Raw genomic sequence first — 20,831 nt, 5'->3', positions numbered from 1 at the left:
GATGACCGGCGTCATCCCTGACTTTTCCATCACACTTTTACCAACTTCCAGCGCCCCAGTCTGAACCGCCAGATCCCGAGCACAGCAAGAATTGTTTCTGCAAATGGAACGGATGCGAAAACACCGATCGGCCCCAGATTAAGCATAACGGCAACCACATACGCAAATGGAATTTCGATTGCCCAAAAGCAGACCAAATTTAAAACAGTCGGGGTTTTCGTATCCCCCGCCCCATTAAGCGACTGGATAACGACCATTCCATATGCATAAGCGCCGTAACCGAGGCAGAGTACCCGCAAGGCCATTTTGCCCGTGGCAATAACCTGAGGATTCGGGCTAAATAACCCGATTAGTTGCTCTGCGCCGATAAACATGAAAACCGCCAGGCCAACAAGGAAAATGAGATTATAAGATGCACATTTCCAAACGGATTTTTCAGCACGATCAGGTTTGCCGGCTCCCAAATTCTGCCCTACGAGCGTTGCAGCGGCATTTGCCAGGCCCCAGGCCGGAAGCAATGTGAACATGATCACACGAATTGCAATGGTGTAACCAGCAACAACGTCACTGCCAAACTCCGACAAAATCCGCGTCAAGAAGATCCAGCTTGCCGATCCGATCAAGAACTGGACGGTGCCGCCAGTTGCCACTTTTACAATTGTCGCAATCGTTTCCGGATTGGGACGAAGATCCGCCCACAGCAAACCCAGGGATTTCTTGGCCCAGGTCAGTGAGTAAAGTTGGTAAATAACCCCGATTGAACGTCCTAATGCTGTTGCCAAAGCCGCGCCGGTGACACCAAGCTCAGGAAATGGTCCAAGTCCAAAGATTAGAATTGGTCCTAAAATCATGTTTAAACCATTGGCAACAATCAATGACCTCATGGCTGTGGCAGCCGAACCGGCTCCGCGTAATGCACCGCTCAGAGAATAAAGCAAAATTACAACCGGACTGCTCAAAAATTGTATCCTTGCAAAGTCTGTCCCGATCGCAATGACCTTAGGATCAGCACCCATAATCCTTAAAATGTCTCCTGCAAACCATGTCCCCACGGTTGCCGTGACCGCAGAAACAGCCAGTGAAATGACGATAACTTGTCCAACGGCGTGCCTTGCTTGTGCAGGATTTCCTTCACCAATGCGACGGGCAATGGTCGCTGTTGCAGCCGTGCTCAATCCAATGGCAACGGAATAGACCAATGTAATAACAGACTCGGTAAGCCCGACAACGGCAACGGCCTCTGTGCTTACTTTGGAAACGAAAAAAATGTCAACGACGGCAAAAAGGGACTCCATGACCATTTCGAGGATCATAGGGACGGAAAGCAGGAATATGGCACGGTTGATGCTTCCTTCGGTAAAACTTTCTTCGGAGCCGCGAACAGCCTGACGAAGCAGTTGAAACCACTTTTTCATGGATGAAATATTTTGAAATGAATAGAAGAAATTGCGTGACCCGCGAAAGTCACAAAAAGATATCCGGCAGGCGGACTAGAAAAAGCTTGTGGTTATTGTAAACCGGGGATGAACACCAACATATTTCGCAGAATTTGGGCAAATATACAAAACTGTTTTTCTATTATTCAAACAAAATAGTGGATTAATTCAGATGTAAATGTAATTTCGCGGCCTGGCCGAATGAACTTTTGCTTCTGGCAAACCGTTGCCTCTCTACTCTTTCCTGCGAATTTGGCATAAAAATTATAGCGGCCTGCGGAACGATTACTTACAAAAATAACACTGCATGATTGATAAAAAGAAGTCTTACTCAACAGCCGTAAAGCAGGAAACTGCTGTGCTCGTGGCTGTTAGTACACAAAAACAACCGGCTGAAAAAACCAAAGAATATTTGGACGAGCTTGCTTTTCTGGCTACGACATTGGGCGTTGAAACGGTTAAGACCTTTACACAAAATTTGGAAAGAGCCGACATCCGGACTTACACCGGAAAAGGAAAGCTCGAAGAAATATTGATTTATGTGACCGCTAATCCGGTCGACATGATACTTTATGATGATGATCTGACACCGTCACAAGTAAGGAACCTCGAAGCTGTTTTTAAAGACATTAAGGTGATTGACAGGAGCTTACTGATCCTTGACATCTTTGCAATGCGGGCACAAACTGCTCAGTCTAAATTACAGGTTGAATTGGCGCAATATCAATATATGTATCCGCGGTTGACTCGCCTTTGGACTCACTTAAGTCGCCAGTCTGGCGTTGGTGTGGGGATGCGTGGTCCTGGGGAGACGGAATTGGAAACGGATAGGCGGATTGTAAAAGATCGGATCGCTTTCCTGAAAGAGAAGCTTGAAAAGGTTGACCGCCAGAGCACAACGCGCCGCAAGGAGCGCGACAGGCTCGTGCGTGTGGCCATTGTTGGTTATACCAACGTAGGAAAGTCCACTTTGATGCGCGGCCTTTCCAAAGCCGATGTGTTTGCTGAAAACAAGCTTTTCGCCACGGTTGATTCGACGGTTCGCAAGGTGAATATGGAGAACATTCCATTTTTGCTGACGGACACGGTCGGTTTCATCAGGAAGTTGCCAACATTGCTCATCGAGTCTTTTAAATCTACTTTGGACGAAGTGCGGGAAGCCGATATTTTGCTGCACGTGGTTGACATTTCACATGCATCTTTTGAAGAACATTTGGATGTTGTGAACAAGACGCTGGAAGACATAGGCGCTGCAAATAAGCCTACGATTCTGGTTTTCAACAAGATCGACCTTTATAATCCGACATTCAATGCGGATAATGACGAGGGCCAGGAACTTGAACAGACCGAAAGCGTTTTAGAACAATTGAAGAAAAGTTACATCGCCGATAAAGCGGATCGTGTTGTGTTTATTTCGGCAGAAAAGAAGGAAAACGTTGAAGAGTTGAGGGACACATTGTTTTCAATGGTTAAGGAAAGGCACTTCTCGATTTATCCGAACTGGCTCGACTTGGGTTATACAGCAGTTGAAACAGAAGAGTAATCATTTGTAATTCAAATGATTTTTTGCCAGTTTTGCACCCCAATTCGACTGCGTAGTTCAACGGATAGAATAGGAGTTTCCTAAACTCTAGATATGGGTTCGATTCCCGTCGCGGTCACTGAAGCCAGGTTTATGCCTGGCTTTTTTGGTTACTAACTCCGAAGTTCATCTAATAAAATGGGAGTTTTCAAGCGTGACCTCAGCTCAAATCCTCCTTACAAGTCACCGCCAGTTGTTTCTTATTTTCCCCAGTGTCCAAATCTACATCCTGCGAACATTGAATGAAATCTGGCTTTTGTAATAAATAAATTGGCCGCTTTCCGCATTTCTGGTAGAAACATTCGTTAGCATGGCAATTGTAGGGATTCATCAAAACTAAATACAAAACAATGCAAATGCTTTCTGGTCTCGGACGCACCCGATACATCCCCCTCATCATCCTTTTTACGCTTGCCATTCTCCAATCCTGCAAGAAAAATCCCACGGAAATGTCCCGGGAAGAACTTGAAAAAGAACTTAGCAGCGAAAAACATTATCAAGAACTAGTCGAATTTAGTAAAAGCGCGGGCATTAACGTCGAGAAATTTGCGCTCAGCGGTGACGTTGCTCCTGTATTTGCATTACTCGAAGAAGCCGGTTATGGCCACAAACCCGCATTGCGCTACACCGAAAAGAAGATCGCAGCAGACACAGCGCGTCTGCGTTATATTGCCGAGGCACTGGTAAAAGGTGAATCGGTCGCAAAAGTGATGGAAAAGCTGGAACCTGTTTATCCGGTTTACCGCAATCTCAAAGTCCATTACGCGCGTTTGTTGAAGGAAAACAAGCCTGACAGCGCGGCATATGTTGCAGAAGCGTTGAATGCTTACCGTTGGATCAACAGACAGGCAAAAGGCGCACCACGATTTGTCATGGTCAACATTCGTGGCGCATATTTAACCGCCATGGATTCTGTAGGCCAAAATGTGCTGTCCATGCGGACGGTTGTTGGCAAGAGCGACACGCAGACGCCCACGATCGACACCTACGCAACGAGCATTGTGACGCATCCTTATTGGAATGTTCCCAAAAGCATTGCCATCAAGGAAATATTCCCAAAAGCAATGAGCGATCCTGAATATTTGTCGAGAAACCGCATTGAAATCATTAATAATAAGGGCGAAGCACTTAATCCTGAGGAAATTAACTGGGAAGAGCTGACTGCTGAAAAGTTTCCTTATCGCTTCCGTCAGGAAACGGGAGAAGACAACTCGTTGGGCTTGCTGAAAGTTGAAATCAAGAACCCGTTAGCGATTTATCTGCACGACACCAATGCAAGATATTTGTTTAACAGCAATTCAAGATGGAGAAGCCACGGTTGCGTGCGCGTGCAACGACCGACAGATCTCGCTAATTACATGGCCGGAACAAAGCTGCTCGATAACGACTTCATGACCGAGCCAGACACCGTTTCCACCCCACCGAAATGGCATAAACTACAAACCAGAATTCCTGTGTTCCTGCTTTATTTGGGCGCGGATTGTAATGCAAAAGGAGAGTTACTTTACTTTGAAGATGTGTATAAAAAAGGATCGCCTAAGGTTTGACGAAGCTCATTGATCGGCAAGCCGGACAAGAGCGATGACTTCTTAAAATATTGCTGGTTGGTGGAATAAATAAATAGTCCAGCACCATTGTAAAGCATATTAATCAACTTCTTAGAATCGGAAATTGAAACTGCCGGACAGCCGAGGCTTCTGCCTAGTCTTCCGGTATTTTTTATGAAAGATTCACTCACATAATCCGCTCCATGCATGACGATAGCCCTTTCCAAAGCGCGATCGTTAATGCCTTTTTCCATGCCTTCCAAGCGAAGCGATAGGCCGTGCTTGCCTTGATAAGTGCCCAGTGTTTTGTAAAAACCAAGGCTTGACTGGAAGGAAGAATTATCATTGGAAAAATGCTCTGCAAACTCAGAACCCGAGTTTCTGCCGTGCGCCACGTAGGTGTTCAGCAACACTTTTCTCTTAATCAAATCAATTACATAAAGCCGCTTGTTGCGCGATGACTGCGTAAAATCTGCGATCGCAAGCACGGAATTGCTGAGTTTCATTTTCTGAAATCCATACCATGCGTAATAGAATGCCGTTTCCGAAAGTCCTTGTTTTTTAAGGTCGAGTGAGTCGTACAATGCAGCCCATTGTGGTCTGGCTGTGGAATCCGACTTTAACGTTAATGTTGGTTTAGGAGTCGTGAGGTCTGAAACTGAGTCGAATTTTTTTAATCCGAAGGAAACGCTAAGTGCAATCATTACTGCTACTAAAACTGCCTGAGCTTTTGTCATTTCTAATCGTTTTATTGAATAATCTATTTTCGATTGAGAGCGGATGCGAATTAACCCGTTCAAGGGTGCATGTTTAACAGCCCGGTTTGCATGAATGGTTCCGAAAACCAAAAAAACAGCTCATAACAAGCTGTTTTTCAAATACATATCAAAACATAATTTTTACTTTTTCTCAATTCCCGCAAGAATGCGTCCAATGTCATTGGCGCGGTTCATGAAGCTGAGACTGGTGTTCAAGTCCTTTTGGTCAATGGCATCCTTGAATTTTTTCAGCAGCTCAATGTAATCTCCCAAAGCCTTGGAAACATTGTTTTTATTTTGGTCAAAAATCGGAGCCCACATTTGCGGAGAGCTTTTCGCTAGACGCACCGTTGAAGAAAAACCTGTGCTTGCCATGTCAAAAATCGCTCTTTCATCCCGCTCTTTATCCAAAACCGTCAACCCAAGCGCAAAAGAACTGATATGGCTCAAATGCGAAACATAGGCCAAATGCAGATCGTGCTCCACTGGTTTCATGTAATGTATCTTCATCCCGACGTCACGCAGGAATGTTTCAACGAGACCCAATGACTCCGGATTGCTCTTTTCCTTGTCGCAAATAATGACATTCTTATCCGTCAAAAGCTCCTTGAAAGCCGCGCCGGGACCGGAATTCTCTGTTCCGGCCATTGGATGAACAGCCACAAATTGGCCGCGTTTCGCATGCGTGTCCGCCAATTGGCAGATCAATTCCTTCGTAGAACCCAGATCCATGATCGTGCGGCCATCGGGCAGGCGATCGAGCATGTAGGGAAGTAACTTGTTGATCGCGTCCACTGGCGTGGCTAAAACATTCAGTTCCGCAATCTGCAAAGCCTCATCCAATGTAAGGATCTCATCTACAATGCCTTTTGCCAAAGAAATTTTTTGATTTACCAAAGAATTATCGACGCCGACAAACTTTACATTCGGATATTTTTCGCGAAGGCTTAATGCAAAGGACCCGCCCAGCAAACCGACTCCTATAATACTGAGTATCATTCTACAATTCTTTTATAAATTGAACACCAATGTGTTAAGCCTTGATCCGTTCCACCGCCTCCCAAATGCGCTCTTTCGGCATGCAAAGCGAGAGCCGGATATAGCGCTGACCTTTTGGTCCGAAAATAAAACCTGGTGCAATAAAAACATATTTTTCAACTAGCAGACTGTTCACGAGCGACTCAGCCGACTCAACCGAATCAGGCAATTTGCCCCAAAGGAACATTCCCTCCTGTTGCTTGTCCCAGGTGCAGCCTATCGATTCCAAAATTGCCTCCGCAGCGTCCAAACGGCCCTGATAAACCACATTGCGCTCGTCATGCCATGCATCCGAATTGTGCAAAGCAGCCACCGCAGCTTCTTGCATTGCCCAAAACATGCCTGAGTCCACATTGCTTTTGATCGTCAGAACAGCATTGATATAAGGCTTTGCAGCAGCCAGCCAACCCATGCGCCAGCCCGCCATATTGTGCGATTTGCTCATGGAATTGAGCTCAATCGCCACTTCCTTAGCGCCTTCAATTGATAACAAACTGATAGGCGGCTTTTTGTTTAAAATCAAACTGTATGGATTGTCATGGCAAAGCAAAATCTTGTGTTTCGTTGCAAAGGCCACAGCCTCCTCAAACAATTCGCGCGTGGCAGGCGCTCCCGTGGGCATATGCGGATAATTAAGCCACATGATCTTTGTTTTTGGAGAAACCAGCGCTTCCATCGCATTCCAATCAGGTTGCCAGCCGAAATCTTCCCGAAGCGGATATTCCTTCACCACAGCGCCAACCATTTGACTAACAGCCCGGTAAGCCGGATAACCCAGTTCAGGCACAAGCACTTCGTCGCCCGGATCAAGGAAAGTCAGGGAAATGTGCGTGATGCCTTCTTTTGAACCGATTAATGGCAAGATCTCCGCGGCCGGGTCCAGCGTAACATTATATGTATGATTGTAATAGTCTGCAATTGCATTCCGATAAGCCGCTGTCCCAATATAAGGTTGATAACCATGCGCTTGCGGCTTCTGAGCCGCTTCCGACAAAGCATTTATCGTTTCGGTTGAAGGCATCATATCCGGATTTCCGATTCCGAGATTGATGACATCATGTCCTTCTGCAATCAATTTGCGCACTTCCGCAAGCTTCACCGAAAAGTAGTATTCGGACGTCTGCTTGGTGCGCTGGGCAGTATCTATAATCATTATTTAACTGTTAATTACACTTGTAGAGGCTGGTTACGCCATTGTTCATCTCAAAATTTTATTTGAAATGGCGCGCAATTTACGATTTTTAACGCAATGGGAAGCAATGAACATTCGGGCTTTATCCATTAAATTGCGGGATGAACATTCAGCGCTTCCTTCTTTTTTTGCCGTTGCTTTTGGCAGGTTGTTCCAAACCGTCCGAAAAAATTGTGATTGCCACCGCGGCCAATGTGCAGTATGTGATGAAGGAGATAAAAGCGGAGTTTGAGAAGGAATCTGGAAAAGAGATTGACATTGTTGTGGGTTCTTCCGGCAAGCTCACCACGCAAATCCGGGAAGGCGCCCCATTTGACGTCTTCGTTTCGGCTGACACAAAATATCCACTGGAAATCTTCAAAAACGGCGGTTCCGAAGAACAACCGAAGATTTACGCGTTAGGCACATTGGTTTTGTGGTCGAAAAATATTTCAAAAGACTCGCTAAGCCTCGGAGTTTTAGCTGATGCAAAAATTAAAAAAATAGCACTCCCCAATCCGGAAACAGCGCCATATGGCGTTGCAGCCGTTGAAGTTTTAAAGGCGAAAAATCTTTTTGACAAAACAAAAAACAAACTGGTCTACGGAGAGAGCATTGCCCAAACCGCCCAATACATTATTTCTGGCAATGTAGAAGCTGGTTTCAATGCATTATCAATTGTTTTATCCCCGGAAATGAAGGGAAAAGGCAGTTACATCACCATTGACTCAACGTCCCACAAACCCATCGAACAAGCCGCCATCCTCCTGAAACACAGCAAAGATTCCCCAAAAAAAGAAACCAGCGAACAATTCTATAAATTTCTATTTTCAACCAAAGCAAAAGCAATTTTTAAAAGATACGGCTACAAATAACCCACATTAAGCGCAACAGCCCACGCTCATTCAGCGCAACAGCGCCCGCTCATTCAGCGCAGCGGCGCCCGCTCATTCAATCATTCAATCATTCAACATTAACTTGAACCCCGAACCCCTCTGGCTAACCTTCAAACTCGCAACGATCACGTCACTGATCTTGCTTTTGATTGCATTGCCATTGGCTTATTGGCTGGCTTTTGGGAAGTTTAAAGGACGTGGGATCATTGAATCGCTGATTGGCATGCCCCTTGTGCTGCCGCCTTCGGTCATTGGATTTTATCTGCTTTTAGCATTCAGCCCCTCCTACTGGTTTGGTGCCTGGATTGAAAATGTGTTCGGCATGCGGCTGGTTTTTAGCTTTCCCGGACTGGTGATTGCTTCTGTTTTATATAGTTTGCCCTTTATGGTTTATCCGATTCGGGCTGGTCTGCAATCGCTTCCTGCGTCATTGCGAGAGGCGTCTTACACGTTGGGAAAAAGTGAATGGGAGACTTTTTTAAAAGTGCTTTTGCCCAATTGCAAGCCTGCGATCTTAACTGCATTTGTGATCACATTTGCGCATACAGTCGGTGAATTTGGCGTTGTGCTGATGATTGGCGGCAACATTCCCGGTGTTACCAAAGTCGCGTCTGTGGCGATTTATAATGAAGTCGAGGCGCTTAATTATGGCGCTGCGAATGAATATGCGATGGTGCTTTTTGCGATTACATTTGTTATTTTGCTGTTGGTCTATTCAGTTAACAACCGCCTGCTCCGTGTCCGACAGCCTTCTTGACATTCATATCAAGCATTCTCTGCAAACCGTTGGAGGCATTATGCCGATGGACATTGCATTGACGCTTAAAAAGGGTCAAGTGCTCGCGATAACCGGTCCTTCCGGAGCTGGAAAAACCACATTATTGAGGCAAATAGCAGGTTTACTAACCCCAGAAAGCGGAAAAATTTCATTCAATGGACAAGTCTGGTTCGATTCCACATCCGAAACGAAAACGCCTCCGCAGCTTCGCAACATTGGATTCGTTTTTCAGGATTACGCATTGTTTCCACATTTGACGGTTCAGGAAAATTTGCTTTTTGGACTAAAAAAAGGGAGCGACGATCGGGTTGTGAACGAATTATTGGATGCAACAGAACTCACCCAACTCGCCAACCGGCGACCCAACCAGCTCTCCGGTGGACAGCAGCAGCGTGTTGCAATGGCGCGTGCATTGGTGAGGAAACCTGAGTTACTGCTCCTCGATGAGCCTTTCGCTGCTTTGGATTACGAAATGCGTTACCATTTGCAGGATATGCTTTTGAAATTTCACCAGCAAAATCAGCTTACAACCATAATCGTCACGCACGATATTGCAGAAATTTTCCGGCTGGCAGACCAGGTTGCAATCCTTCAAAATGGCCAAGTTGCCCGCCGCGGTGCGCCCAGGGAAATATATTCAGGGGAAAAACAGCAGACCGGCGATTTTGTAATTTTTGGAGAAGTGCTTAGCTGTGTCAAGCTGGATAATCATCTTTTGGTGACCGCCTTGGTCGAAAATAAAGTTCGAACACTGACTTTACCATTGAATCTGGAAGCCGAAATGATTTCCGGGAACACATTCACATTGCATTATCCCATTGATTCCGCTCGGGTTGCGCTCATCAGACATTGACAAATCAAAAACTTGCTTAGGGTAATTTTAAATGTCACCGGCCTTTGTTCCAAAAAACAATTTATCAATTTATATGCGGCTCATTTTTAAACTTTTGCAGATTGCGATTTTTGCTTTGCCTCTGATTGCAATGCGTCAGGACAAACCTTTGCGCGTTATATTTTTTGGAGATTCCATTACGCAGGCGGGCGTTGGCCCCACCGGCTACATCACCAAAATGACCGAAACGCTCAAATCCAAAGGTCAGGACACTCAATATGAGCTCATTGGGGCCGGAATCGGTGGCAATAAAGTATATGATCTTTATTTAAGACTCGAAGACGATGTGCTATCAAAAAAGCCCGATGTAGTTTTCATTTACGTGGGAATCAACGATGTATGGCACAAAACATCCTCAGGAACCGGAACCGATCCCGACAAATATGTCAAATTTTACGAGGCGCTTATCAAAAAAATGAAAGCCCAAAACATCCGCGTCATCGTATGTACGCCAACGGTTATCGGCGAGAAAAATGACAATTCGAACCCACAAGACGGCGACTTGAACCAATATTCAAAACTTATCCGCGAAATCGCCACCCGCAACAGCCTGCAACTCTGTGATCTAAGAAAATCTTTCCAGGATTACCTGATCCAAAACAACCCAGAAAATAAAGAAAAAGGCATTCTAACTTCCGACAGGGTGCATTTGACAGACGAAGGAAACAAGTTCTTGGCTGAGCGCATGATGGAAGCGTTGGTTCAGAAGTGAGATTTTATTTGCATCTTTTTCCTTCTGCTCATTGGTCACGGCCGTTTATTCATCGGTTAACAGTCTAGAGTTTTGATTCAATAACATTTGCCGGAGTGGCTTTATGTCATTCCGGATTTTTATTGAATCTAAAATTCAGACTATGAAACAGCATTACAAAAGGGGCATCTATGCATTGTTATTTTTACTGCTGACGGCGGCTTATGTAGTAAAAATGCAGAGGCAGACCGCTGTCGAACCCATCTCAGGCAACCCCGTTCCAAAGAATTCAAAGCGCATTCCGGATCAGCAAAATGTCGTCCACGACAGCACCATCACCAGCATCCAGCAAAGCCTTGCCAAGCGCGAATACAACATTTCGCTGGACACAGAAAAAAACTTGCTCCAAAGCCCCAACCGCAAGCAACGCCTGCGTGCTTACTACAAGCCAGGCGAGCTGACAGTTAACAACAGGGTGGATTCGGCAGGTCACAACTTTTCTCTGAAATTGGTCAATGAAGGCATCTTGGCCGATGGGAAAAAGATCTTCTCTGCCCAAGCCAATGCAGTTTCAGATCATATAGACAACAAGCTTGTCATTAAACACAAAGGTTTTAGCGAAGAATTCATCAACAATGAAGAAGGCGTCCGCCAGAATTTCATTATTGATTCCGCGCCCGAAGACACAAAAGAGCTGCAAGTAAAATTGTCAGCCATTGGCTTAAAAGTGGATGACCTGCAAAACAACGAACTGCACTTCTTTACTGAAAATAAAAACGGCGAGCAAATTGCAAGTCTGATCTATAAAGACGTTAACTGCTGGGACGCAGATGGAAAAGTAATTCCGGCAACACTACGCTACGAAGATGGCCTCGTCAAGCTAAGCGTCAATGTTCAGGACGCCGCCTACCCAGTCACCATCGACCCGATTGTTGTCAATGGCAATCCCGGCAATGCGAATGCGACGGTTGAGGGTAATCAGGCTGGGGCCTGGATGGGTGGCGCAGTGTCCAGTGCGGGCGATGTCAATGGCGATGGTTACAGCGATATCCTGGTCAGCGCTTCAAAATATGACAACGGTCAGATCGACGAAGGTGCTGTCTTTGTTTACCATGGAACAGCTTCCGGCATTGACCCGGCAGCGGTGGTTATGCTCGAAGGAGATCAGAAAGAAGCCCGGTTTGGGTCTTTTGTTTCTTCTGCGGGGGATATTAATAAGGACGGTTTCAGCGATATCGTCGTTGGGGCGCTCTTTTATGACAAAGGGCAAACCAATGAAGGAGCTGCATTCATTTACTACGGTTCGGCACAAGGAATCAACAAAGCTGCATCACTTGTTCTGGAAAGCAACCAGCCGGAAGCCAACATGGGCAATGCGGTTGGCATGGCTGGCGATGTTAATGGCGATGGTTATAGCGATGTGGCAGTTTGCGCAAGGGCCTATGACAATGGGCAGGCCAATGAAGGGGTTGTATTTATTTATCATGGATCAGCAGCAGGGCTTAATGTCAATCCGGTGCTCATTGAACAGAACCAGCCCGAATCCATGTTTGGCTTTTGTGCCACTGGTGCTGGGGATGTGAACGGCGACGGTTACAGCGATCTGGTCGTGGGCGCCCGCACATATGATAAAGGTCAAACCGACGAAGGAGCGGTTTTCGTGTATCACGGATCAGCGCTTGGCCTAAACACGGCAGCAGCAACAATATTGGAAAGTAACCAGGCCAATGCTTATCTGGGGCATACCGTGGCTTCTGCAGGTGATGTCAATGGCGATGGTTACAGCGACATCATTCTCGGAGCCAACATGTATGACAAAGGCCAAACAAATGAAGGTGTGGCATTCGTACATTATGGTTCTGGGCAGGGTGTAAGTGCTGCGCCAGCGGTCGTGCTGGAAAAGAATCAAGTGGAAGCCCAGTTAGGCTATTCAGTCGCCAGCGCAGGCGATGTGAATGGCGACGGTTATGCCGACGTGATTGTTGGGGCAATGTATTATGACAACGACCAGAGCAATGAAGGTGCCGCATTCATTTACCAAGGATCATCAACCGGCCTGTCAGCAAATCCTGTTTCCACTCTCGAAAGCAACCAGGCCGGCGCACAATTTGGCAGCAACGTCAGCAGCGCAGGCGATGTCAATGGCGATGGTTACAGTGATGTGGTTGTTGGGGCGATTGTCTATGACAATGGCCATAATGATGAAGGTGCGGCGTTTGTTTGGTTGGGGAAGGCCGAAGGCGTTAATAGTTATCCCACAAAATTTTACGGAATTCCATATACAGATGGAGAATCTCCATATAGTGGTAACTTTGGGCAAGCTGTTACTACCGCCGGAGACATAAACGGAGATGGTTTTGGTGACATCATAATCTGTGATTCAGGTTATGATAATGGGGTATATCATAGTTATGGTGGGGCTTTTATATATTATGGATCACCACAAGGAATCGACGTTAATAGTGTTACCATTATTGATAACATTCCGGAAAAAAAGTATTTCGGAGAGTCAGTTGCTAGCGCCGGAGATGTGAATGGTGATGGTTATGACGACATTATAATTGGAGATACTAGCTTTGAGGAAAACCATGATCCTAAAAATGGGATCATAACAGATGGCGGGGGGGCTTTCGTTTATTACGGATCAAGTCAAGGCATTAATAAGAATAACCCGTCAATTTTGAGGTCTGTTAATCCTGAGACAAACCGTGAATTTGCTGAAAGTGTGGCAGGTGCCGGAGATGTGAATGGGGATGGCTATGATGACGTTGTAGTGGGTGATTCATGGTATACAAATCCAGTTACCAATCAACAGCTCGGGGCTACTTTTGTCTATTATGGCTCCGCGCAAGGGATCAACACCAATGTCGCAATCGTATTGGAAGGCAAAAAAAACTCAAAATTTGGAGGTTCAGTTGCCTGTGCCGGAGATATTAATGGCGATGGATTTGATGATATCATTGCAGGAGCCGCAAATTACAATGGTGGGTCAGGCTGGGTCGGAGCTGCATATCTTTTCTATGGTTCAGCTTTGGGAATAACCAATAACCCAACCATCCTGGAAGGCAGTCTGAATGAATTTTTTGGCGAAAGTGTATCTGGCGCAGGCGACATCAATGGAGATGGATTTGCCGACATTGCGATTGGTTGTCCTAAGTCAGAAAGTGCTCCAAATTTCGATGCCGTATTCGCTTACTACGGCACACAGAATGGAATAAATAATAATTCGTCGAAAACCAAGATAGAGATTGGATTGGTAGAAGTCTTTGGGTATTCTATATCAAAGGCAGGTGATTTTAACGGGGATGGCTATGGCGACATCATTGTAGGAGCCCCTAATCACCCCCCTTTTGGTCGAGGAGCCGCCTTTCTTTATTTTGGTTCACCTACGGGTGTCTCTTCGCTTAATCTAATAAATTTTTATGGCGATGATGATGGCGTATTGGCCGGGACATCTGTTTCTAGTGCCGGAGACGTTAATGGAGATGGCTATTCCGATGTATTGATTGGGTCTATGTTTGCTTACGCTGGAAATGCAATTAATGGGGCGACCCTTTATAAAGGGAATAATGGAGCAGGCGTCCGTAATAACCCACGCCTGTATAACTCAAATCTCACAACCCCAATTAACCAATCCCAGAAGGCTCAAACCAACTTCGGAGCAAGCCTTTACGCGAGGTCATTCCTAGGGAGAAATAAAGGAAAACTACTCTGGGAGACAAAAGCTAAGGGTGAAGGATTTTCAAAGGGTAGCAATAATGTTATTACCACTAGCACGCAGTCCACAAGCTCACAAAGTGCCTATTTGGACTTGGGAATTGGGGGTGTGGAGTTAAAAAATCTGGTCGATAAACAAGGGCCTTCAACCAAAATACGCGTGAGAGTGAAATACGATCGTGCACTTGCACTAACCGGCCAGCTCTATGGCCCGTGGCGCTACTTACCTGCTTATCTGGTCGGGAATAATAGTGCGCCTGCGCCGGAGGATGTTGTCGATAATATGTCGGAAACAGTTAAGCGTAAAGCGGTGTCTGTCGAGTCATTCAAAGACAATGTTCGCATTTATCCCAATCCTGTTTCGGACAAATTATTTATTGAAACAGAAAATCCGGAGCTAACTAGTCACATTCAACTTTATACTTCGACCGGCAAATCAGTTTGTAAAACCGTTCAAAATCATGTTGATGTGAAGGGCTTCGAATCTGGGGTTTACATTTTGGTAATAAGTCGCAAGGATGGCACGCAAACGTCACACAAAGTGGCAATAAACCGATAGTCGGGGAGAGAGAAAATTTTGCTCAGCAAAAAGACCTCAAATGAGGTCTTTTTGCGTTAAAAGATATCTTTCGCAAACGTTACCAAAGCTTCTCAGGATAAATCCCAGCTGTGTGCAATGCGTTTAGCGATGCTTGGACTGCTGGTTTGTCTTCTGGGTAGGTTACGCCGAACCAGTCGGATGAGCTGCGGAAGACGCGGCAGTCGCCAAGGCCGTTTTTGATGATGTGCGTCATCACGGTTGGGATGTAAAATTCTGCTTTTGGCGTGTCAATGTTTTCTCTGGCGTAAGTCTCAAACAAGTCTTTTGTGATTGGGAACATGCCCGGTTTGAATCCCCAGAAATTCATTGAAACGGGTGTTTCTGGCGCTAGCTTCGTTTTAATGTCGTTTTCCTCGAAATAAATCGCGCCGTTTTCTTCGAAAATTTTGGTCCGCTCCACGACAGATTCAAGATTGTGATCGGCTCTTTCTACGCAGATGCCGCGCGAGACGGTTCCGTTTTCGGATAAAGTGCGTTTGAGCTCATAACCAATCATTGCGTGCTGCTTTTCATTGGTATCGTTGGTCAGGAAGTCGGCCATTGTCGCAAACGCGTCTCTACCATAAAAATCGTCTGCGTTGATCACTGCAAATGGAGTTTCCGTCTTGGGCCATGCACACAATGTTGCATGCCCGGTTCCCCAGGGTTTCAAACGGTCTACCTTGCCCAGATCTTCCGGAACATATGATTGCACTCCTTGTATTGCAAAATCAAATGCAATCTTTCCTTCAAGCTTGGGCGCGAAAATGACCTCCGCACTCTCCCTGATTTCCTGACGCACGATGAATACTACCTTACCAAAACCGCTTCGTATGGCATCATATAAGGAATAATCGATAATTGTCTCCCCATTCGGACCGAATTGATCCAGTTGCTTGATGCCTCCGTAACGGCTACCGATGCCGGCAGCTAAAATCAAAAGAGTTGGTTTCATTCAAATTGTTTTAATGTGTATGCCTGCTTCTTGGAGCGACAAATTAAGGCGATTCGGTTTTATAAAAAAAACGCGCCTGAGTTTTCAGAACGCGTTTTAAAAAATAAAATATTTTAAGAATATCGTTATACTGCGAAGCTTTCGCCGCAGCCGCAAGTGCGGGTTGCATTGGGATTAATGAATTGAAAACCTTTGCCATTTAAGCCATCAGAAAAGTCCAGTGTGGTTCCAGCAAGGTAAAGAATGCTCTTTTTATCAACGATGATTTTCACGCCTTTATCTTCAAAAACCATGTCATTCGGATTGGTCTCGGAGTTGAATTCAAGATTATAAGTCAAACCCGAACAGCCACCTCCCAAAACGCCTACACGAATCTGATAATCCTCCAAATGACCATCTGCATGGCGGAGTTCAACAATTTTATTTTTGGCGGTATCACTTACAGTAACCATGGTATTTCTAAGTTTTGTATTCGTCAATATTTAACGTCTGAAACAAATGATAAAGTTCACGCAAAGGCACATAGTTACAGAATTGCCGCGCCTTTTTTATTGATTCTCGAAACGTGCATGCTGGATTCTATTCCTGCATTGGCAAACTTTTCCTGCATTGCTTTTCCAGCGCTTTCCGCATTCGTCGCGCCCTTGCTTAGTGCGAACATGGATGGCCCGGAACCGGAAATGCTGCATCCAAGCGCGCCATTTGCTATGGCCGATTGCTTAACTTCCTTAAATTCAGGAATCAAAATGGATCTTACCGGTTCAATGATCACATCCACCATGGATCTGCCAATCAGCTCATAATCAGACTTCATTAAGCCCGCGACAAGCCCTGCAACATTGCCCATTTGAGCGATTGTATTTTTAAGTGAGACTTCGTTTCTCAAAATGAAACGCGCGTCTTTTGTATTGATCTCAATGTCCGGGTGAACGAGCGTGCAATACAAGTCATCGGGAATTGGAATCGTAAAAATATCCAGCGGATTGTAACTCCTGATCACCACAAAACCACCCAAAAGCGACGGACCAACGTTATCCGCATGCGCCGATCCCGAAGCAATTTTCTCGCCTTCCATAGCAAACGGCAGCAGATCCTGGCGACTGAGCGGATTACCCAGCAGTTCGTTCATCGCCACAACGCCGGCAACGGCACTTGCTGCGCTAGACCCCATTCCGCTTCCCAGAGGCATATTTTTATGCAAAACGACTTCACAGCCAAAATCGGTTATGCCCAAATGCTTTAACAAATGCAGCATTACAACGGTGACAGCGTTCTTATCAGCACTGCGCGGCAAACGGCCTTCATCTCCCGTAATTTCGGTAATGACAACGCCCGGCTCATCACGTTTTTTTATTTCCACAATATCCCCCGGCGCCTCAATAGCAAACCCGAAAATATCAAACCCACACGCAACATTAGCCACCGTAGCCGGCGCAAAAGCTCTTACTGAATTCACTTTAAATGGTTGTTTTGCTTTAAATATGTCATAGTCGCTTTCACAAAAGCCTCGGCATCTTCGATAGCCTCAACAGCTTGTTCTTCTGTGACTTCTTCGTAATCATAATCGCTGAACTGTCGTTTCACAAAGGATCGCTGCAATTTGTCGGTAAGAGTGGTGTCTAAGAGGCCCGTCTTTATGTAAAGTTCACGAAACTTGCTATGCGCTCCGACGTGCGTTTTTGAATGAAAATTTTGAATAAACAAAAATGCCTGAACCGAATGGAACATTGCATAGTAAGAGCGATTTACGCATGCTTCAAAGTGTTTCTCTTCATAATTGTCTTTGCTCGCTTCGATCAACTCTTCGATCTTCATAATGATTTTGGGCAGCGTCACTCCACTCATATTTCGATGCCTTCTTGGATTACATTAAAACCGAGAGGTGTATTTCCAGAGTATAATTTCTTGTTGGTGTAAGGAATTGCTGAGATCCAAAAGCCGTATTTTAGGCCCAGATCACTCGAAATGGGAGATAAGACATCGATCTCGGTATATGAACGGATTTCATCATCATTCAATACAACCAAATAATCCACATCAGACTCTTCATGCTGCTCTCCGCGGGCATAAGAGCCAAACAAAATCACTTTATTCAGCCGGTTTCCGTATAACTGGCTTACCTTGCTTACAAATTCCTGTGTTAGTGCGGATATCTCTTTTGGAATCTTCCTCGTGCTCATAGCTCAAATGTTTTCCTTAAACACTTTATGCAAGTTAAAATCCTTTACCCCAAATAACTACTTATGCTCATAATATCCGCGAAGACGCCGGATGCGGTTACTTCTGCGCCTGCGCCTGGGCCTTTGATAACCAGGGGCCGGTCTTTGTAACGTTCCGTTGTGAAAGAAATGATGTTGTCGCTTCCGGATAATGTATAGAAAGGATGCTGGTTGTCAACGGTTTTCAACTCAATGCTTGCCTTGCCATTCTCCAATGTGGCAATAAAACGCAGCTTTTCCTGTTTTGCTTCTGCTTCCGCCTGCATGCTGGCGAAAAAGCTGTCCGATATTTCAAGCTCCTGGAAAAATGCATCTACTGTCGGTGCATTAAGGCAATTTCCTGGCAGAATGGCTTTTATCTTTACCTCATCTGCTTCCAAAGGAACCCCCACTTCACGGGCTAAAATTAAAATTTTCCGGGCAACATCGGCCCCGCTCAAATCCTCGCGTGGATCGGGTTCGGTAAAGCCTTTCACTTTGGCTTCCCGCACGACATCCGCAAATCGAATCCCTGGTCCAAAGTTGTTGAATATATAAGAAAGCGTTCCAGACAAAATTGCCTCGATTTTTAGAAACTTGTCCCCGCTAGCCATTAAACCCTGAATTGTATTGATAATCGGCAAGCCAGCGCCCACATTGGTTTCATACAAAAACTTCACACCACGCTGAAGTGCAGTGCGTTGCAAAGAAACATATTCCGAATAAGTGCCCGAATTGGCAACCTTATTTGGCGTAACCACCGAAATACTCGCGTCCAGCAGCATGTGATAATATTGAACAATGTCCTTATCCGATGTGCAATCCACGAAAACACTGTTTGGCAGGTTGAGCTCGATCATTCTTTGTACAAATGCGGGCAAGCTCGTTTTCACACCTTCATCCATCACCCGGTCGCGCCAGTTGTCTGGTTGAATGCCGTCCGGATCGAGCAACATTTTCTTCGTATTGGAAAGTCCCGCAATGTTCAGGTTTAGCAGTTTTTCTTCTCTTAAATATTTTGTCTGATTCTTGACTTGACCTAGTAAAGTGCCTCCTATCAGCCCCATTCCAACAATAAACAAGTTGAGCGAACGCGTTTCGGATTGAAAAAATACACCGTGAATGGCATTAAGCGCTTTGGAAAGATCACTTTTAGCAATTACGACCGAAATGTTCAGCTCTGAAGAACCCTGCGCTGTGGCGACAACGTTAATCCCGTTTTTACCCAAAACAGAAAATAACTTTCCGGAAACGCCCGTGCTTTTTTTCATCCCCTCACCTACAATAGCAATGATCGAGAGGCTTTTTTCAATGGCAATGCTGTCGATAAAACCCAATAAAATTTCAGCAGCAAACTCTTTTTCAAGCACTTCGCTCGCGCGTTGGGCATTTTTTGGATCAATAGAAAAACAAATAGAATGTTCAGATGAAGCCTGGGAAATCAGAATCACGCTGATAGCATTGTTGGAAAGCGCTGTAAAAAGTCGTCCGGAAATCCCCGCAACGCCAATCATCCCGCTTCCCTGAATGTTCACCAAAGCAATCTCATCAATGGAAGAAATCCCCGTAATCGCGTAATCCTTGCCATTCGCAGCCTTCTGAACGTAAGTGCCCTCAAAATCAACATTAAATGTATTAAGGACCTTTAACGTAATATTTTTAGCAAAAGCAGGCTGCAAACTCGGCGGATAAATGACCTTCGCCCCGAAATGCGACAATTCCATTGCTTCGGAATAAGAAATGGAAGGAATGGTAAATGCATTGGCAACCTTGCGCGGATCCGCCGTCATCATGCCGTCAACATCGGTCCATATTTCAATGGAGCTTGCGTCCAGCGCTGCTGCTATAATGGATGCTGTATAATCCGAACCGCCGCGGCCCAATGTCGTTGTGACCCCTTCGGCAGTGGAGGCAATAAAGCCTGTAACACATTGTAATGCAGCTGTTTTTGCAAAATATTCAAGAATCTGTCGGTTTGTGATCTCGAAATTCACGTCACCCATTCCATAGGTTGCATTGGTGTGAATCATCTGACGTGCGTCGCAAAACTCAGCTGCGATGCCTTTGCTTTTCAGGATTTCGGTGATGACCAGCGTGGAAAGCCGCTCGCCGAAGCTCATGATCAGGTCCAAAGTCCGCTCGGAAAGCTCCTTAATCCAGGAAACGCCCCTCAAAATATCTTCCAGCTCGTTAAAAATGCCCCTTACCGCAGCAAAAGTGCTGCTTTGGCTCTTCACCGGAATCAGTCCGCGGACAACAGCAAAGTGGCGTTCCTCAACACCTTTCAAGAAATCCATGTACTCAGCATTGCCCGCAGCAGCCATTTTACCGATCTCGATAAGCCGGTTGGTTACACCGCCCATTGCCGAAAAAACGACCGCAATGCGCTCTCCTTCCGCCAGGTTTTTTTCAAGAATACGGATTACTATTTTAATGCTGTCAACCGAACCGACAGAGGTGCCGCCAAATTTAAGAACCTTCATTTAAAGCTATATTCGAATACGCAGATGATCACAGGTTCGCCTTCAAGGAGCTTGAACCGAATTGCAAATATAACAATTCAGACGCCCCATACTTCAAAGATTATCGCCC

General features: G+C 45.5%; 17 protein-coding genes and 1 tRNA gene. 8 read left to right on the top strand and 10 right to left on the bottom strand.

The features are described from left to right. Nucleotides 1–29: 29 nt before the first annotated feature. Nucleotides 30–1,415: an MATE family efflux transporter gene (locus LZG73_RS13475; protein WP_233850242.1), complete on the bottom strand. Its 1,386-nt coding sequence runs from the start codon at nucleotides 1,413–1,415 to the stop codon at nucleotides 30–32. Nucleotides 1,416–1,743: 328 nt separating this feature from the next. Here LZG73_RS13475 and hflX point away from each other — a divergent pair, with 328 nt between their 5' ends. The 3 genes from hflX (at nucleotide 1,744) to LZG73_RS13460 (ending at nucleotide 4,565) form a co-directional block, all read left to right on the top strand. Next, the gene (hflX, locus tag LZG73_RS13470) at nucleotides 1,744–2,979 is read left to right on the top strand and encodes a GTPase HflX (RefSeq protein WP_233850240.1); all 1,236 of its coding nucleotides are present in this window, start codon (nucleotides 1,744–1,746) and stop codon (nucleotides 2,977–2,979) included. Nucleotides 2,980–3,025: 46 nt separating this feature from the next. After that, nucleotides 3,026–3,097: transfer RNA gene (locus tag LZG73_RS13465), tRNA-Arg, on the top strand. Nucleotides 3,098–3,368: 271 nt separating this feature from the next. Next, nucleotides 3,369–4,565: a L,D-transpeptidase family protein gene (locus LZG73_RS13460; protein WP_233850238.1), complete on the top strand. Its 1,197-nt coding sequence runs from the start codon at nucleotides 3,369–3,371 to the stop codon at nucleotides 4,563–4,565. Here LZG73_RS13460 and LZG73_RS13455 read toward each other — a convergent pair. From LZG73_RS13455 to LZG73_RS13445, 3 genes are all read right to left on the bottom strand, one after another. Continuing rightward, nucleotides 4,523–5,302 (bottom strand): murein L,D-transpeptidase catalytic domain family protein, encoded by a 780-nt coding sequence (locus LZG73_RS13455; RefSeq protein ID WP_233850236.1) that lies wholly within the window; start codon nucleotides 5,300–5,302, stop codon nucleotides 4,523–4,525. The two genes, LZG73_RS13460 and LZG73_RS13455, sit on opposite strands and share 43 nt — an antisense overlap. Before the next feature lie 162 nt (nucleotides 5,303–5,464). Continuing rightward, on the bottom strand, nucleotides 5,465–6,322 hold the full coding sequence (locus LZG73_RS13450; protein WP_233850234.1) for a prephenate dehydrogenase: 858 nt from the start codon (nucleotides 6,320–6,322) through the stop codon (nucleotides 5,465–5,467). 34 nt (nucleotides 6,323–6,356) lie between these two features. Then, entirely contained in the window at nucleotides 6,357–7,514 is a 1,158-nt protein-coding gene (locus tag LZG73_RS13445; RefSeq protein WP_233850233.1) for a pyridoxal phosphate-dependent aminotransferase, read from the bottom strand. Nucleotides 7,515–7,654: 140 nt separating this feature from the next. Here LZG73_RS13445 and modA point away from each other — a divergent pair, with 140 nt between their 5' ends. The 5 genes from modA to LZG73_RS13420 all read left to right on the top strand — a co-directional run bounded on the left by modA (nucleotide 7,655) and on the right by LZG73_RS13420 (nucleotide 15,065). Continuing rightward, nucleotides 7,655–8,407: a molybdate ABC transporter substrate-binding protein gene (modA, locus tag LZG73_RS13440; RefSeq protein WP_233850227.1), complete on the top strand. Its 753-nt coding sequence runs from the start codon at nucleotides 7,655–7,657 to the stop codon at nucleotides 8,405–8,407. A gap of 103 nt (nucleotides 8,408–8,510) precedes the next feature. Continuing rightward, nucleotides 8,511–9,185, top strand: a complete 675-nt coding sequence (gene modB / locus LZG73_RS13435; RefSeq protein ID WP_233850225.1) for a molybdate ABC transporter permease subunit — start codon at nucleotides 8,511–8,513, stop codon at nucleotides 9,183–9,185. After that, nucleotides 9,166–10,059, top strand: a complete 894-nt coding sequence (locus tag LZG73_RS13430) for a sulfate/molybdate ABC transporter ATP-binding protein (RefSeq protein ID WP_233850207.1) — start codon at nucleotides 9,166–9,168, stop codon at nucleotides 10,057–10,059. Before modB ends, LZG73_RS13430 begins: the two co-directional genes overlap by 20 nt. Nucleotides 10,060–10,132: 73 nt before the next feature. After that, nucleotides 10,133–10,810 carry an SGNH/GDSL hydrolase family protein gene (locus LZG73_RS13425; RefSeq protein ID WP_233850205.1) on the top strand — a complete coding sequence of 226 codons (678 nt, stop codon included), beginning with the start codon at nucleotides 10,133–10,135 and terminating at the stop codon, nucleotides 10,808–10,810. 142 nt (nucleotides 10,811–10,952) lie between these two features. Then, nucleotides 10,953–15,065 (top strand): FG-GAP-like repeat-containing protein, encoded by a 4,113-nt coding sequence (locus LZG73_RS13420; RefSeq protein WP_233850203.1) that lies wholly within the window; start codon nucleotides 10,953–10,955, stop codon nucleotides 15,063–15,065. Between the two features lie 79 nt (nucleotides 15,066–15,144). Here the strand turns inward: LZG73_RS13420 and LZG73_RS13415 are convergent, their stop codons facing one another. The 6 genes from LZG73_RS13415 to thrA form a co-directional block, all read right to left on the bottom strand. Further along, nucleotides 15,145–16,041, bottom strand: coding sequence for a sugar phosphate nucleotidyltransferase (locus tag LZG73_RS13415; RefSeq protein ID WP_233850201.1), 897 nt, complete (start codon nucleotides 16,039–16,041; stop codon nucleotides 15,145–15,147). 125 nt (nucleotides 16,042–16,166) lie between these two features. Further along, nucleotides 16,167–16,493 carry an iron-sulfur cluster assembly accessory protein gene (locus tag LZG73_RS13410; protein ID WP_233850199.1) on the bottom strand — a complete coding sequence of 109 codons (327 nt, stop codon included), beginning with the start codon at nucleotides 16,491–16,493 and terminating at the stop codon, nucleotides 16,167–16,169. A 74-nt stretch (nucleotides 16,494–16,567) separates the two neighbouring features. After that, nucleotides 16,568–17,497: a homoserine kinase gene (locus LZG73_RS13405; protein WP_233850197.1), complete on the bottom strand. Its 930-nt coding sequence runs from the start codon at nucleotides 17,495–17,497 to the stop codon at nucleotides 16,568–16,570. Further along, nucleotides 17,494–17,886, bottom strand: coding sequence for a HEPN domain-containing protein (locus LZG73_RS13400; RefSeq protein ID WP_233850195.1), 393 nt, complete (start codon nucleotides 17,884–17,886; stop codon nucleotides 17,494–17,496). Before LZG73_RS13400 ends, LZG73_RS13405 begins: the two co-directional genes overlap by 4 nt. Continuing rightward, complete coding sequence (locus LZG73_RS13395; protein ID WP_233850193.1) at nucleotides 17,883–18,221, bottom strand: nucleotidyltransferase domain-containing protein; 339 nt, start codon at nucleotides 18,219–18,221, stop codon at nucleotides 17,883–17,885. The genes LZG73_RS13400 and LZG73_RS13395 overlap by 4 nt, the downstream gene beginning before the upstream one ends. Nucleotides 18,222–18,265: 44 nt before the next feature. Next, nucleotides 18,266–20,722, bottom strand: coding sequence for a bifunctional aspartate kinase/homoserine dehydrogenase I (thrA, locus tag LZG73_RS13390; protein WP_233850191.1), 2,457 nt, complete (start codon nucleotides 20,720–20,722; stop codon nucleotides 18,266–18,268). Nucleotides 20,723–20,831 lie beyond the last annotated feature (109 nt).

The organism is Dyadobacter sp. CY326, assembly GCF_021390515.1.
Classification (GTDB): Bacteria; Bacteroidota; Bacteroidia; order Cytophagales; family Spirosomataceae; genus Dyadobacter.
The sequence above is the reverse complement of the archived record's forward strand: the minus strand, read 5'-3'. Positions and strand labels throughout refer to the sequence as shown.

What these genes read in the sequence shown, in the direction of transcription:
- LZG73_RS13475 (WP_233850242.1), bottom strand. Translation starts at nt 1,415, where the DNA reads ATGAAAAAGTGGTTTCAACTGCTTCGTCAGGCTGTTCGCGGCTCCGAA.
- hflX (WP_233850240.1), top strand. Translation starts at nt 1,744, where the DNA reads ATGATTGATAAAAAGAAGTCTTACTCAACAGCCGTAAAGCAGGAAACT.
- LZG73_RS13460 (WP_233850238.1), top strand. Translation starts at nt 3,369, where the DNA reads ATGCAAATGCTTTCTGGTCTCGGACGCACCCGATACATCCCCCTCATC.
- LZG73_RS13455 (WP_233850236.1), bottom strand. Translation starts at nt 5,302, where the DNA reads ATGACAAAAGCTCAGGCAGTTTTAGTAGCAGTAATGATTGCACTTAGC.
- LZG73_RS13450 (WP_233850234.1), bottom strand. Translation starts at nt 6,322, where the DNA reads ATGATACTCAGTATTATAGGAGTCGGTTTGCTGGGCGGGTCCTTTGCA.
- LZG73_RS13445 (WP_233850233.1), bottom strand. Translation starts at nt 7,514, where the DNA reads ATGATTATAGATACTGCCCAGCGCACCAAGCAGACGTCCGAATACTAC.
- modA (WP_233850227.1), top strand. Translation starts at nt 7,655, where the DNA reads ATGAACATTCAGCGCTTCCTTCTTTTTTTGCCGTTGCTTTTGGCAGGT.
- LZG73_RS13425 (WP_233850205.1), top strand. Translation starts at nt 10,133, where the DNA reads ATGCGGCTCATTTTTAAACTTTTGCAGATTGCGATTTTTGCTTTGCCT.
- LZG73_RS13420 (WP_233850203.1), top strand. Translation starts at nt 10,953, where the DNA reads ATGAAACAGCATTACAAAAGGGGCATCTATGCATTGTTATTTTTACTG.
- LZG73_RS13415 (WP_233850201.1), bottom strand. Translation starts at nt 16,041, where the DNA reads ATGAAACCAACTCTTTTGATTTTAGCTGCCGGCATCGGTAGCCGTTAC.
- LZG73_RS13410 (WP_233850199.1), bottom strand. Translation starts at nt 16,493, where the DNA reads ATGGTTACTGTAAGTGATACCGCCAAAAATAAAATTGTTGAACTCCGC.
- LZG73_RS13400 (WP_233850195.1), bottom strand. Translation starts at nt 17,886, where the DNA reads ATGAGTGGAGTGACGCTGCCCAAAATCATTATGAAGATCGAAGAGTTG.
- LZG73_RS13395 (WP_233850193.1), bottom strand. Translation starts at nt 18,221, where the DNA reads ATGAGCACGAGGAAGATTCCAAAAGAGATATCCGCACTAACACAGGAA.
- thrA (WP_233850191.1), bottom strand. Translation starts at nt 20,722, where the DNA reads ATGAAGGTTCTTAAATTTGGCGGCACCTCTGTCGGTTCGGTTGACAGC.